This window comes from Hoeflea sp. TYP-13 (assembly GCF_040932035.1).
Lineage (GTDB): Bacteria > Pseudomonadota > Alphaproteobacteria > Rhizobiales > Rhizobiaceae > Hoeflea_A.
Genome location: NZ_JBFRBB010000002.1, coordinates 918,823 through 931,744, shown reverse-complemented (window position 1 = coordinate 931,744; position 12,922 = coordinate 918,823). Strand labels below are relative to the sequence as shown.

At 58.9% G+C, this 12,922-nt stretch carries 12 protein-coding genes; 11 read left to right on the top strand and 1 reads right to left on the bottom strand.

Annotated elements, in window-relative coordinates; all coding sequences use genetic code 11:
- Window positions 1–46 precede the first annotated feature (46 nt).
- Window positions 47–556: a flavin reductase family protein gene (locus tag ABVT35_RS14585; protein WP_368467317.1), complete on the top strand. Its 510-nt coding sequence runs from the start codon at window positions 47–49 to the stop codon at window positions 554–556.
- 33 nt (window positions 557–589) lie between these two features.
- A complete protein-coding gene (locus ABVT35_RS14580; protein ID WP_368467316.1) occupies window positions 590–1,603 on the top strand; it encodes a Gfo/Idh/MocA family protein in 1,014 nt (337 codons plus the stop codon).
- Window positions 1,604–1,770: 167 nt separating this feature from the next.
- Here the strand turns inward: ABVT35_RS14580 and ABVT35_RS14575 are convergent, their stop codons facing one another.
- Window positions 1,771–2,718, bottom strand: a complete 948-nt coding sequence (locus ABVT35_RS14575; protein ID WP_368467315.1) for a LysR family transcriptional regulator — start codon at window positions 2,716–2,718, stop codon at window positions 1,771–1,773.
- A 118-nt stretch (window positions 2,719–2,836) separates the two neighbouring features.
- Here ABVT35_RS14575 and ABVT35_RS14570 point away from each other — a divergent pair, with 118 nt between their 5' ends.
- The 9 genes from ABVT35_RS14570 to cbbX are packed head-to-tail and all read left to right on the top strand — an operon-like array spanning window position 2,837 to window position 12,922.
- On the top strand, window positions 2,837–3,874 hold the full coding sequence (locus ABVT35_RS14570; protein ID WP_368467314.1) for a class 1 fructose-bisphosphatase: 1,038 nt from the start codon (window positions 2,837–2,839) through the stop codon (window positions 3,872–3,874).
- A 16-nt stretch (window positions 3,875–3,890) separates the two neighbouring features.
- Window positions 3,891–4,763: a phosphoribulokinase gene (locus tag ABVT35_RS14565; protein WP_368467313.1), complete on the top strand. Its 873-nt coding sequence runs from the start codon at window positions 3,891–3,893 to the stop codon at window positions 4,761–4,763.
- A gap of 9 nt (window positions 4,764–4,772) precedes the next feature.
- Complete coding sequence (gene tkt / locus ABVT35_RS14560; protein ID WP_368467312.1) at window positions 4,773–6,776, top strand: transketolase; 2,004 nt, start codon at window positions 4,773–4,775, stop codon at window positions 6,774–6,776.
- Between the two features lie 15 nt (window positions 6,777–6,791).
- Complete coding sequence (gene gap / locus ABVT35_RS14555) at window positions 6,792–7,799, top strand: type I glyceraldehyde-3-phosphate dehydrogenase (RefSeq protein WP_368467311.1); 1,008 nt, start codon at window positions 6,792–6,794, stop codon at window positions 7,797–7,799.
- Window positions 7,799–9,013 (top strand): phosphoglycerate kinase, encoded by a 1,215-nt coding sequence (gene pgk / locus ABVT35_RS14550; protein WP_368467310.1) that lies wholly within the window; start codon window positions 7,799–7,801, stop codon window positions 9,011–9,013. Before gap ends, pgk begins: the two co-directional genes overlap by 1 nt.
- 2 nt (window positions 9,014–9,015) lie before the next feature.
- Entirely contained in the window at window positions 9,016–10,095 is a 1,080-nt protein-coding gene (gene fba / locus ABVT35_RS14545) for a class II fructose-bisphosphate aldolase (RefSeq protein ID WP_368467309.1), read from the top strand.
- Between the two features lie 27 nt (window positions 10,096–10,122).
- Complete coding sequence (locus ABVT35_RS14540) at window positions 10,123–11,586, top strand: form I ribulose bisphosphate carboxylase large subunit (RefSeq protein ID WP_368467308.1); 1,464 nt, start codon at window positions 10,123–10,125, stop codon at window positions 11,584–11,586.
- A 22-nt stretch (window positions 11,587–11,608) separates the two neighbouring features.
- On the top strand, window positions 11,609–11,998 hold the full coding sequence (locus tag ABVT35_RS14535; protein ID WP_368467307.1) for a ribulose bisphosphate carboxylase small subunit: 390 nt from the start codon (window positions 11,609–11,611) through the stop codon (window positions 11,996–11,998).
- Between the two features lie 9 nt (window positions 11,999–12,007).
- Window positions 12,008–12,922, top strand: coding sequence for a CbbX protein (gene cbbX, locus ABVT35_RS14530; protein ID WP_368467306.1), 915 nt, complete (start codon window positions 12,008–12,010; stop codon window positions 12,920–12,922).

Sequence of the window (12,922 nt, the reverse complement as noted above, 5' to 3'; positions counted from 1 at the left end):
GTTGGGCCAATCCGCAATCCAGAAACAACAAACCGGCGGCAAATAAATGAGAGATACGATCCCGAATGCAGTGCAGATAGACCGCAACATGTTGCGCGATGCACTAGGCCATTTTGCGACGGGCGTTGCCGTCGTTACCACGGTTGGAGACGCAGGCGCGCCGGTTGGATTGACGATCAATTCGTTCAATTCGGTATCGCTTGCACCGCCGCTGATATTGTGGAGCCTGGCACGCAACGCACCGAGCTTCGACGCTTTCCGCAGATACAGCAGTTTTGCCATCAACATTCTGGCGAAAGACCAGCGCGAACTGTGCATGCAGTTTGCCCGGCCCGCGGACAACAAATTCCAAAACGTGGCTTTTCGACCCGGGTTTGAGAATGTGCCGCTCATCAATGGCGTTCATGCGCAGCTCGAATGCAGGACATACAGGCGCTATGATGGCGGTGACCACGAAATCTATCTCGGCGAGGTTGTCGGCATTTCGACCTTCGAGAAGCAGCCGCTGGTGTTCCACCGGGGCCAGTTTACCCATCTATCCGATGCGGCAGCCTGAGCGCGCAACAATTACAACAAACGGGGAGAGCTGATGCGGAGTGAGAATTCCGACAGGATCAATGTCGCAATTGCCGGCTATGGCTGGTGGGGCCAGCATATGGTCCGGCGTCTTGCCGAAAATGAACTCATTTGCCCGGTTCTCGTCATCGATCCTTCTGAAGAGCGGCGCAGTTTGGCCGGTGAACATGGCGTGCGTACGGTGGCTGCATTTGAAGACGCGCTGAGCGATGCCGACATTGACGCGATCATTTTGACGACGCCCAACACGATGCATGAGGAGCAGGTGGTTGCCTCGGCGGCTTCCGGGAAACATGTTTTCTGCGAAAAACCCCTGGGTCTCACCGGGCAAAGCGCCCGCCGGTCGGTTGCCGCCTGCGAAGCAGCGGGCGTTGTTCTTGGAATAGGCCACGAACGCCGTTTCGAGCCGGCGCTGCAGCGGGTCCGCAAACTGGTCGAGGACGGCGCACTCGGCACGATCATGCATGCCGAGGCGGCGTTCAGCCACGACAAGCTGATCAATGTTCCCGCCGGCGACTGGCGGACTTCAAAGGCGGTGTCGCCTGCGGCCGGCATGACCGCGATGGGCATTCACCTGAGCGATCTCTACATTTCGCTGTTTGGCCGGGTGCGCACGGTGCAGGCATTGACCGCCGACCGTATTCTCGGCTGGGAGACCGGCGACGTGGTGACGGTACAGCTCGGTTTCGAAGCCGGCATGACCGCAAGCCTGAGCGCCGTTCTGGCCACACCGCATTTCATTCGCTTTCATGTTTTCGGATCGGATCAGTGGGTTGAGGTGCGAAACGATACCCATCCCGATACGCCGGGCGGCATTGCCGAACTCATTCTGGCGCGCACCGGTGCGCCGATGAAAACCGAGCGGTTTGAGTGGACCGATACGGTTGTTGCCAATCTCGAAGCGTTTGCCGCAGCGATCCGCGGTACCGCGGACTATCCCTACACAGCAGAAGAGATGGTGCACAATATTGAAGTGCTGGAAGCCATCGCCAAGTCGGCGGAGGAGGGCGAAACGGTACATCTATAGGCTCTTTTCATCTTAGCCGGAACCACGGCCTTGCTCCCTGACGGGGTGGTGCCGGCACAAGGATCGGGAAGGGGCTGCGCCGCCATCGGCGGCGAGAGGGCCGGTTGACGGATTATGGGCGCGGGCGGGCTGCGGATCCGGACCGGCTCTTGCTTTTTTGTTTGTTGTTACCGGTTCGTCAAAGCGGTTTCGGCCGGGTAGGTTCTGGGTATGACGGGTAGGTATCGCGGACCCTGTCTGGTCAGGAATTCCTGAAATATACCCATCGCCGGCGATTGCGCGCGGTCGGCGCGCGATACGGAAAACCACTGCCGGCGGATCGGCAGACCAACCACATCGAGAATGACCAGCCTTTCCAATTGCAACTCCTGCTCGATGGTGTGCGCGGATATGAAGCCGACGCCAAGGCCCGCCATGACGGCCTGTTTGATGGTTTCGTTCGATCCCATTTCGGTGCCGAGATTATCGAGCTTCGAAGGCACGTCGGCAAAGAAGATTTCCAACGAGATTCGCGTACCCGATCCGGGTTCCCGAACGAGGAACTCCTCGGTGGCGATTTGCGATTTACTGATTTCACGCCGCCTTGCAAGATGGTGATCTGAGGGGGCGATAATAACCAGCGGATGATCGCCGAATACGGATGCGTTCACCTTAAGGTCGGCGGGTGGGCGGCCCATCAGCGCAATGTCGATGCTTTGCTCGCGCAACGCTCCGATGGTTTCGGCGCGGTTGCCGACAAACAGTTCGATCTGGATTGTGGGATGGCGGTTCTTGAATGCGGCTATCAGCCGTGGCGCGAAATATTTGGCCGTAGAGACCGCTCCCAGTCTGAGCGTTCCGTGCCGTCCGCCCTTGAAAGCCGTGATCTCTTCATCGAGCGTGCGCAGCCGCTCATAAACCGAGTGTGCTGCGTCAAGAACCCTGCGCCCTGCGGCAGTCGGACGCATCCCCGCCGGTGTGCGGTCGAACAGCGGCAGACCGATTTCGTCCTCCAGCTGTTTCAATTGCAGCGTAATGGCTGGGCCGGTCAGGCCTAACTCCTTGGCTGCACTCGATATTTTTTGCGATTTCTCAATGGCGATGAGGGAACGCAATTGTCGGATAGTGATGTTCATAACACAGCTAAGTTAGATTATTTTACTCACTTAATAAAGAAAATAAATTTTACTAACAATAGCGATTCCTCAATATTCCGGCGCATCAGCCGTCTGCTGCTGATCGGGAGGAACGACAATGCAGTCTGCAACGCTTGACGCTTATCTGAATACCTATACCGGTTCGAACGATCCGGTGCGGCAGCAGATTGCAAACACAATTCGCGCCTTCGCCGGTGCGGCCGTTCAGATTCGCAAATCGGTCAACGAAGGCGCTCTCGGCGCCGCATTTGCTGGAAGCCGGTCTACCTCCAATGCCGACGGCGACGCGCAAAAGGAACTTGATGTTCACGCCGATAACCGCTTCCTCGACGCGGCGCGGCAGGCGGGCATTGCCTATTATGCGTCCGAGGAACTTCCCGGGCCTGTCACCATCAATACACAATCGGATATCGCGGTTGCCATCGACCCGCTAGACGGCTCCTCGAACATCGACACCAACGTCTCGATCGGCACAATATTTTCGATCCTGCCTTGCGGGGAAGGACCCGGAGCAACCTTCGCGCAGACCGGCGAAAGCCAGCTTGCAGCAGGCTTTTTCATCTATGGCCCGCAGTTGGCACTGGTGCTGACGACAGGTTCAGGCACGCGCATTTATGTGTTTTCGGGCCGCCTCGGAACATTCGTTGAAGCATATGAATCCATCGCGATTCCAAGGACGGCGCGGGAATTCGCAATCAACGCGTCAAACTACCGGCACTGGGATGAAGCGGTACGGCTTTACATCGACGACTGCCTTGCGGGATCGGAAGGACCGCGCGCCGAGGATTTCAATATGCGCTGGATCGCTTCGCTCGTTGCCGATACGTACCGCATCCTCATTCGCGGTGGCGTCTTTCTCTATCCGGGTGACGGTCGCAGGGGCTATGCGAACGGCCGCCTGCGGCTTGTCTATGAAGCCAACCCGATTGCCATGCTCATTGAACAGGCCGGCGGTGCCGCGACGGACGGGCTGACGCGCATCCTCGAACTCACGCCGCGCGACGTGCATCAGCGCACGCCCCTGGTCTTCGGTTCCTACAAGGAGGTTGCAACGATCGGACGCTATCACAGCGACCCGTCATCCATCGCGGACCGCCACCCGCTGTTTACCAATCGCGGCCTGTTCAGGGCCTGACGGAGAACTCCAGCCGATGTCACACAAACATCCCATCATCGCGATCACCGGATCCTCGGGCGCTGGAACGACCACCGTCAAGGACACGTTTGAGAAGATCTTCAAACGCGAAGGCATGACCGCGGCCTTTATCGAGGGCGACGCCTTTCACCGCTATGACCGTGAAGGCATGCGGGCCAAGGTCAAGCAGGAAGAGGAAGACGGCAATGTAAATTTTTCCCATTTCAGCCCGGAGGCAAACGAGCTGGAGATTCTCGAATCCGTGTTCGAGGAGTACGGGCGAAAGGGGACCGGCAAGACGCGCCGCTATGTCCACGACGACGCGGAAGCCGAGCTTTACGGCTCTCCGCCCGGAACATTCACCGAATGGGAAAACCTGCCGGAAAGCGATCTTCTGTTTTATGAAGGCCTGCATGGGTGTGTGAAGACGGGCGATGTTGATCTTCCGCGCCACATCGATCTGAAAATCGGTGTTGTGCCGGTCATCAACCTGGAATGGATACAAAAGACCCATCGCGACAAGTCGCTGCGCGGTTATTCCACCGAGGCGGTGACCGAGACGATTCTGCGGCGCATGCCCGATTATGCCCGCTATATCTGCCCGCAGTTTTCCGAGACAAACATCAACTTCCAGCGCGTGCCGACGGTCGACACGTCCAACCCGTTTACGGCGCGCTGGATCCCAACGCCGGCCGAATCCATGCTTGTGATCCGCTTTGCCAATCCGCGCGGTATCGATTTTCCCTACCTGCTTTCGATGCTCGACGGCAGTTTCATGTCGCGCGCCAATTCCATCGTTTGTTCCGGCGAGAAGCTTGATCTCGCCATGCAGCTGATTTTCACGCCGCTCATCCACAAGCTAATCGACCTGAAACGCCGCGCGTCCTGAGGAGAAGTCATGAATATCCAGAGCAAGGAAATATCGAGCGCCGCGGCAAACGAGCAGGACATGGCGCATGCCATTCGCGCTCTCGCGATGGATGCGGTTCAAAAGGCCAATTCCGGCCATCCCGGCATGCCGATGGGAATGGCCGACGCGGCAACCGTCCTTTTTAACCGGTTCATCAATATCGACCCGCAAAATCCCCAATGGCCCGACCGCGACCGGTTCGTGCTCTCGGCAGGTCACGGTTCGATGCTGCAATATGCGCTTCACCATCTGCTTGGCTACGACGATATGCCGATGGGGGAACTGCGGCGTTTTCGCCAGCTTGGCAGCCGCACCGCAGGACATCCCGAATTCGGTCATGCGAAAGGCATTGAGACGACGACCGGGCCTCTGGGCCAGGGCATTGCAACGGCTGTCGGAATGGCGCTCGGCGAACGTATGATGGCGGCGCGTTTCGGTGAAGCGCTTGTCGATCACTACACCTATGTGATTGCCGGCGACGGCTGCCTGCAGGAGGGGATCAGTCACGAGGCCATCGATCTTGCCGGTCATCTGAAATTGTCGCGGCTGATCGTTCTTTGGGACGACAACCGCATCTCCATTGACGGCTCGACCTCCCTGTCGACCTCGACGGACCAGCCGGCACGTTTTCTGGCGGCCGGCTGGGACGTCATATCCGTCGATGGTCATGACTTGAATGAAATTGCCGAAGCCATTGAAAAGGCGCGCAAATCGGAAAAACCCTCCCTGATTGCATGCCGCACGCTTATCGGCAAGGGTGCGCCGAACCTGGAAGGGTCTGAAAAGACCCACGGCGCGCCCCTCGGCCATGATGAAATCGCCGCCGTCCGCAACAATATCAGCTGGCCGCATGAGCCCTTTGAAATTCCCGGCAATGTCCTCGAGGGCTGGCGCGCTATTGCGGCACGCGGTGAAGAAAACCGTACAGCCTGGCGGGATCGGTTGTCGTCCAGCCCGCATCGCGAATCCTTCGAAGAAGCAGTTGCCGGTGAAGTTGATGGGCGTTTGGAACAAGCGTTGTGCGATTTCCGCAAATGCCATGTCGAAAAGGCCTCAAAGGTGGCGACGCGCAAGGCCTCTGAAATGGCTCTCGAGGTGATCAATTCCATATGCGGTCTGACTGTTGGCGGTTCTGCGGACCTCACCCATTCGAATTTGACGATCACAAAGGATCTGACGCCGGTCGGACCCGACGGTTTTGAAGGCCGGTACATACATTACGGCATTCGCGAACACGGCATGGCCGCCGCGATGAACGGGCTGGCGTTGCATGGCGGTTTCATCCCCTATGGCGGCACGTTCTTGTGTTTTGCCGATTATGCGCGCGGCGCGATGCGCCTGTCGGCGCTGATGGGTCAGCGGGTCATTTATGTCATGACGCACGATTCCATCGGGCTTGGCGAAGACGGCCCGACCCACCAGCCGATAGAACATCTGGCCATGCTGCGGGCGACACCGAACATCAATGTGTTCCGCCCCGCCGATATCATCGAAACCGCCGAAGCCTGGGAGGTTGCGCTCTCTTCGAAAGACAGGCCGAGCGTGCTGGTGCTTTCGCGGCAGGGACTGCCCATGCTGCGTGACGCCCATACGGATGAGAACCTTTCAAAGCGGGGCGCCTATGTGCTGCACGAGCCCTATGGCAAGCGCGATATCACGCTGATAGCCACGGGTTCGGAACTGGAAATCGCAAAGGCCGCAGCCGGTGAATTGCTGGCCGAGCACAGCATTCGCGCGGCCGTCGTTTCAATGCCCTGCTGGGAGCTGTTCGAAGAACAGGATGAGGCCTACCGCGAAGAAGTCCTTGGCGCCGCGCCGCGGATCGGTATCGAGGCGGCAAGCCGTCTTGGATGGGACCGCTGGATCGGCGAGCGGGGCGCCTTCATCGGCATGAATTCCTTCGGTGCCAGCGCACCGGCGGCAGAGCTCTACGACCATTTCGGAATTACCGCCGAGCGTGTCGCGAACCTTGCCCTCGACCTCACTCGATAAGCGGAGAAGACAAAAGTGAACCAGCCCGTCAAAGTCGCCATCAATGGTTTCGGCCGCATCGGCCGCAATGTCCTGCGCGCTATCATCGAATCCGGCAGAACCGATATCGAGGTCGTTGCCATCAATGATCTCGGACCGGTGGAAACCAATGCGCACCTGATGCGTTATGATTCCGTCCACGGCCGCTTTCCCGGCACGGTGACGGTTGAGGGCGAGACGATTGATGTGGGCAGGGGACCCATCAAGGTCACCGCTATCCGCGACCCGAAGGAACTTCCCTGGGGTGATGTAGACGTCGCACTGGAGTGCACAGGCATCTTCACCTCGCGCGAACAGGCAGCACAGCATCTGGAAAACGGCTCCAGCCGCGTGCTTGTTTCAGCTCCGGCTTCGGGAGCAGACAAAACCATTGTCTACGGCGTGAACCATGGTGCGCTGACGCCGGACGATCACGTTGTTTCCAACGCGTCGTGCACGACCAATTGCCTGTCGCCGGTTGCTTACGTAATCAACCAGGCCGTCGGCATCGATCGCGGTTTCATGACCACCATCCACTCCTACACGGGTGATCAGCCGACGCTCGATACCATGCACAAGGACCTCTATCGCGCCCGCGCGGCGGCTTCGTCGATGATCCCCACATCGACCGGCGCGGCCAAGGCCGTCGGTCTCGTCCTGCCGGAACTCAACGGCAAGCTGGACGGCGTTGCCATTCGCGTTCCGACACCGAATGTCTCGGTTGTCGATCTTACTTTCATCGCCTCGCGGCAGACCACGGTGATTGAAATCAACGCCGCCATCCAGGAAGCCGCCAACGGAGAGCTCAAGGGCATCCTCGGTTTTACGGACGAGCCGCTTGTTTCGATGGATTTCAACCACGATCCGCATTCTTCCGTCTTCCACATGGATCAGACCAAGGTGATGGAAGGCACCATGTGCCGCATCCTTTCCTGGTATGACAATGAGTGGGGCTTTTCCAACCGCATGGCCGATACGGCCGTTGCCATGGGAAGGCTCATCTGATGGCGCGTCATTTACCCGATATCAGACAGGCGGACGTTGCCGGCAAGACGGTGCTGATCCGCGCTGATCTCAATGTGCCCATGAAAGGCGGCGTCATTACCGACGCCACACGGATCGAGCGGTTCGTGCCGACCGTCCGCGACATTGTGGACCGGGGCGGCAAAGCGGTCATCATGACCCATCTTGGACGACCGAATGCCGAACCGAACCCGCTCTATTCAACACGGCCGATTGCAGCCGCTCTTGGCAGCGCTCTCGGTTGTGATGTGAAATTCGTTTCCGATTGCGTTGGAGGCATTGCGGAACGCGGGACGGGCAATCTGCCTGCCGGGAGCATCGTGCTTCTTGAGAACCTGCGCTTCCACAGTGGCGAGACCGATAACAGCCGCAACTTTGCCTTCCGTCTGTCGGTCAATGGCGACATTTACGTCAATGACGCCTTCTCCTGCGCCCACCGTGCCCATGCATCGACCCATGCCATTGCTTCAATAATGCCGGCATTTGCGGGGCCGTCGCTGCTATCCGAAGTCGATGCGCTGGAAACAGCGCTGGAAAACCCGGAGCGACCTGTCGCCGCGCTTGTCGGCGGGGCCAAGGTTTCGACCAAGATCGATGTTCTGCAGCATCTCGTGTCGAAGGTCGATCACCTGATTGTCGGCGGCGGCATGGCAAATACTTTTTTGGCCGCACTCGGCCGCAACGTCGGAACGTCGCTTTGTGAACGCGATGCCATTGGCAAAGCTCTCGAGATTCTCGGAAAGGCCGAGGTTTCCGGATGTGAGATGATCCTGCCTGATGATGTTGTCGTTGCCGGTGCGTTCGAAGCGAACGCTCCCTCCAAGACTGTTCTGGTGGACAATATTCCGGCTGACATGATGGCGCTCGACGCCGGTGAGAAGAGCTGTGACCGGATCGCGAAAACCCTGAAGGGCTGCAAAACCCTTTTGTGGAACGGGCCGCTCGGCGCTTTCGAGATCCCGCCCTTTGATGCTGCTACCAGAGCTACGGCGCGAACAGCCGCAGAGCTGACTGAAGGCGGCAGCCTGGTAACCGTCGCCGGCGGCGGCGACACGGTTGCCGCGCTTAATGCCGCCGGCGTTGCCGATCGTTTTACTTACGTGTCGACCGCCGGCGGAGCCTTCCTGGAATGGCTCGAAGGCAAGGACCTGCCCGGCATCGAAATTCTCAAAGAAAAAACCCTGGAGGAGGCTTGACCATGGCCCGCATCACACTTCGTCAACTGTTGGACCATGCCGCCGAACATTCCTACGGCGTGCCGGCTTTCAACATCAATAATATGGAGCAGGGCCTGGCGATCATGGAGGCCGCACGCGCTTGCGACGCGCCAGTGATCATACAGGCGTCGCGCGGTGCGCGCTCCTACGCCCATGACATCATGCTTGCGCGCATGATCGACGCACTCGTGGAGATCTATCCGGAAATACCCGTCTGTATGCACCAGGACCACGGCAACAATGAAGCCACCTGCATGACCGCCATCCGCCACGGCTTTACATCCGTGATGATGGACGGCTCGCTCGAGGCCGATGCCAAGACACCTGCGTCTTACGAATACAATGTCGAGATCACCGAGCGGGTTGCCCGTATGGCCCATTGGGTCGGGGCATCGGTCGAAGGTGAGCTTGGTGTGCTTGGATCGCTCGAAACCGGCGAATCCGAAGCAGAGGACGGTCACGGGGCGGAAGGCAAGCTATCCCACGATCAACTCCTGACCGATCCCGATCAGGCGGTTGATTTTGTCCTGCGAACCAAAGTGGACGCGCTGGCAATCGCCTGCGGTACGTCGCACGGCGCCTACAAATTTTCCCGCAAGCCGGACGGCGACATTCTCGCTATGAAGGTGATCGAGGAAATCCACCAGAAGCTGCCCAATACGCATCTGGTCATGCACGGATCGTCTTCCGTGCCGCAGGAACTGCAGGACATCATCAATGCGTTTGGCGGTGAGATGCCGCAGACCTTCGGTGTGCCTGTCGAAGAAATCGTGCGTGGTATCAAGCACGGCGTGCGCAAGGTCAATATCGACACGGATTGCCGCATGGCAATGACCGGGCAGTTCCGGAAAATCGCTCAGGAAAAACCCTCCGAATTCGACCCGCGCAAATTCCTGAAGCCGGCAATGGACGCCATGCGCGATCTTTGCCGTGACCGTTTCGAAGCCTTCGGCACCGCCGGCAACGCTTCGAAGATCAGGGTCGTTCCGCTGGACGAGATGGCAAAGCGCTACACAGAGGGCGCTCTCGATCCCGCACTTTCACCGGCCAAAGCCGCTTAAATCCTCCGAGTTGGAAAGGATACTTTCATGAACACCGACGCCAAGACAGAGATCAAGGGCAAGGAACGCTACAAGGCCGGCGTCCTCAAGTATGCCCAAATGGGCTATTGGGACGGCGACTACGAGCCCAAGGACACAGACGTCATTGCGCTATTTCGCATCACACCGCAGGAGGGCGTGGACCCGATCGAAGCGGCTGCCGCTGTTGCCGGCGAAAGTTCCACCGCGACCTGGACCGTGGTCTGGACCGACCGGCTGACGGCCTGCGATTCCTACCGCGCCAAGGCCTACCGCGTTGAACCGGTTCCAGGTCAGGAAGGGCAGTATTTTTGCTATGTCGCCTACGATCTGATCCTCTTCGAGGAGGGGTCTATCGCCAACCTGACGGCATCGATCATCGGCAACGTCTTTTCCTTCAAGCCGCTGATGGCGGCACGACTGGAAGATATGCGCTTTCCGATTTCCTACGTCAAAACCTTCAAGGGGCCGCCGACCGGCATCGTCGTCGAACGCGAGCGTCTCGACAAGTTCGGCAAACCGCTGCTTGGCGCGACCACCAAGCCGAAGCTCGGTCTTTCCGGCAAGAACTACGGCCGCGTTGTCTATGAAGGCCTGAAGGGTGGCCTCGATTTCATGAAGGACGACGAGAACATCAACTCGCAACCATTCATGCACTGGCGCGACCGGTTCCTATATTGCATGGAGGCAGTGAACCTGGCATCGGCGCAGACCGGTGAGGTCAAGGGTCACTATCTCAACATCACAGCCGGCACGATGGAGGAAATGTACCGCCGGGCGGAGTTCGCCAAGGAGCTTGGATCCGTCATCGTCATGGTCGATCTCATCATCGGCTGGACGGCTACACAGTCCATTTCGGAATGGTGCCGCCAGAACGATATGATCTTGCACATGCACCGTGCCGGCCACGGCACCTATACGCGCCAGAAGAACCACGGCATCTCGTTCCGTGTGATCGCCAAATGGCTGCGGCTTGCCGGTGTCGACCATCTTCACTGCGGTACTGCCGTCGGTAAGCTGGAAGGCGATCCGCTGACGGTACAGGGCTACTACAATGCCTGCCGGGAAACGCACAATGAGGTCGATCTGCCGCGTGGCCTGTTCTTCGATCAGGATTGGGGAGACCTGAACAAGGTCATGCCCGTCGCGTCCGGCGGTATTCACGCCGGTCAGATGCATCAGCTTATCGACCTCTTCGGCGACGATGTGGTGCTGCAGTTCGGCGGCGGAACGATCGGCCACCCAATGGGTATCCAGGCGGGTGCGACGGCCAACCGCGTTGCGCTCGAAGCCATGGTCCTTGCCCGCAACGAGGGCCGCGACATCAAGAACGAAGGTCCGGAAATCCTGCGCGAGGCCGCCAAGTGGTGCAAGCCGCTGGAAGCCGCGCTCGATACCTGGGGCAACATTACCTTCAACTACACATCCACCGACACGTCGGACTTCGTTCCGACCCCGGCCGTATCCATGTGACCGGCAGAAAAGGAGACTGATCATGCGTATCACACAAGGATGTTTTTCGTTTCTTCCGGATCTCGATGACGAGCAGATCAATGCCCAGGTTGAGTATTGCCTGGAGCAGGAATGGGCCATTGGTATCGAATATACGGACGATCCGCATCCCCGGAACAATTACTGGGAAATGTGGGGCCATCCGATGTTCGACCTGCGCGATGCCAAGGGCGTGATGATGGAGCTGGAGGAATGCCGCGCGGCGAAGCCGGATCACTACATCCGCATCAACGCGTTCGACAATACACGCGGCTGGGAAACGGTGCGCATGTCGTTCATCGTCAACCGTCCGGCGGTGGAGCCGAAGCTCGATCTGGCCCGTTTTGACCGTCACGGCCGGACCCAGACATATGGGCTCAGGGCGGGACGTTAGGAGGTACCGATGGGTGAACCTGCAGAAAGCCTGCCGCAGACCATTGACTTGGGCGAAGAATACAGGACCTCGGGCGTTGCCGAGGTCCTGGACGAACTCGACCGTGAACTTGTGGGGCTGAAGCCCGTCAAGCAGCGCATCAGAGAGATCGCAGCGCTGCTGATCGTTGAGCGGGCCAGGAAAGCCATGGGGCTCAGCCACGAAACGCCGACCTTGCATATGAACTTCACCGGCAATCCCGGCACGGGCAAGACGACTGTGGCACTGCGGATGGCCAATATCCTGCATCGCCTCGGCTATGTTCGAAAGGGTCATCTCGTGTCGGTGACGCGCGACGATCTGGTCGGTCAGTATATCGGCCACACCGCACCGAAGACGAAAGAGATCCTCAAGCGGGCGATGGGCGGGGTCTTGTTCATCGACGAGGCCTATTACCTCTACCGTCCCGACAACGAGCGGGACTACGGTCAGGAAGCCATCGAAATTCTGCTGCAGGTGATGGAAAACAACCGCGAGGATCTGGTCGTGATCCTGGCCGGCTATTCGGACCGAATGGACAAATTCTTCGAGAGCAATCCGGGCTTTCGCTCCCGCATAGCCCACCATCTGGACTTTCCCGACTACAGCGAAGACGAGCTGCTGCAGATCTCGGAAGGCATGCTCGCCGGCCAGAACTACCATTTCGATGACGAGGCACGCGAACTGATGGCGCGATACATCGAACTGCGTCGACAGCAGCCGCATTTTGCCAATGCCCGTTCTATCCGCAATGCCCTCGACCGGGCGCGCCTGCGCCAGGCCAACAGGCTGTTTTCCGGCGCAACAGGTCCGGTGACGGCGGAAGATCTTTCGACAATCGGCGCGGATGACATCAAGCTCAGCCGGGTCTTCACGATGGGCGTTCCCGACAGCTCGGAGGAATAA

Coding starts and splice junctions, on each gene's coding strand:
- ABVT35_RS14585 (WP_368467317.1), top strand. CDS start 47: ATGAGAGATACGATCCCGAATGCAGTGCAGATAGACCGCAACATGTTG.
- ABVT35_RS14580 (WP_368467316.1), top strand. CDS start 590: ATGCGGAGTGAGAATTCCGACAGGATCAATGTCGCAATTGCCGGCTAT.
- ABVT35_RS14575 (WP_368467315.1), bottom strand. CDS start 2,718: ATGAACATCACTATCCGACAATTGCGTTCCCTCATCGCCATTGAGAAA.
- ABVT35_RS14570 (WP_368467314.1), top strand. CDS start 2,837: ATGCAGTCTGCAACGCTTGACGCTTATCTGAATACCTATACCGGTTCG.
- ABVT35_RS14565 (WP_368467313.1), top strand. CDS start 3,891: ATGTCACACAAACATCCCATCATCGCGATCACCGGATCCTCGGGCGCT.
- tkt (WP_368467312.1), top strand. CDS start 4,773: ATGAATATCCAGAGCAAGGAAATATCGAGCGCCGCGGCAAACGAGCAG.
- pgk (WP_368467310.1), top strand. CDS start 7,799: ATGGCGCGTCATTTACCCGATATCAGACAGGCGGACGTTGCCGGCAAG.
- fba (WP_368467309.1), top strand. CDS start 9,016: ATGGCCCGCATCACACTTCGTCAACTGTTGGACCATGCCGCCGAACAT.
- ABVT35_RS14540 (WP_368467308.1), top strand. CDS start 10,123: ATGAACACCGACGCCAAGACAGAGATCAAGGGCAAGGAACGCTACAAG.
- ABVT35_RS14535 (WP_368467307.1), top strand. CDS start 11,609: ATGCGTATCACACAAGGATGTTTTTCGTTTCTTCCGGATCTCGATGAC.
- cbbX (WP_368467306.1), top strand. CDS start 12,008: ATGGGTGAACCTGCAGAAAGCCTGCCGCAGACCATTGACTTGGGCGAA.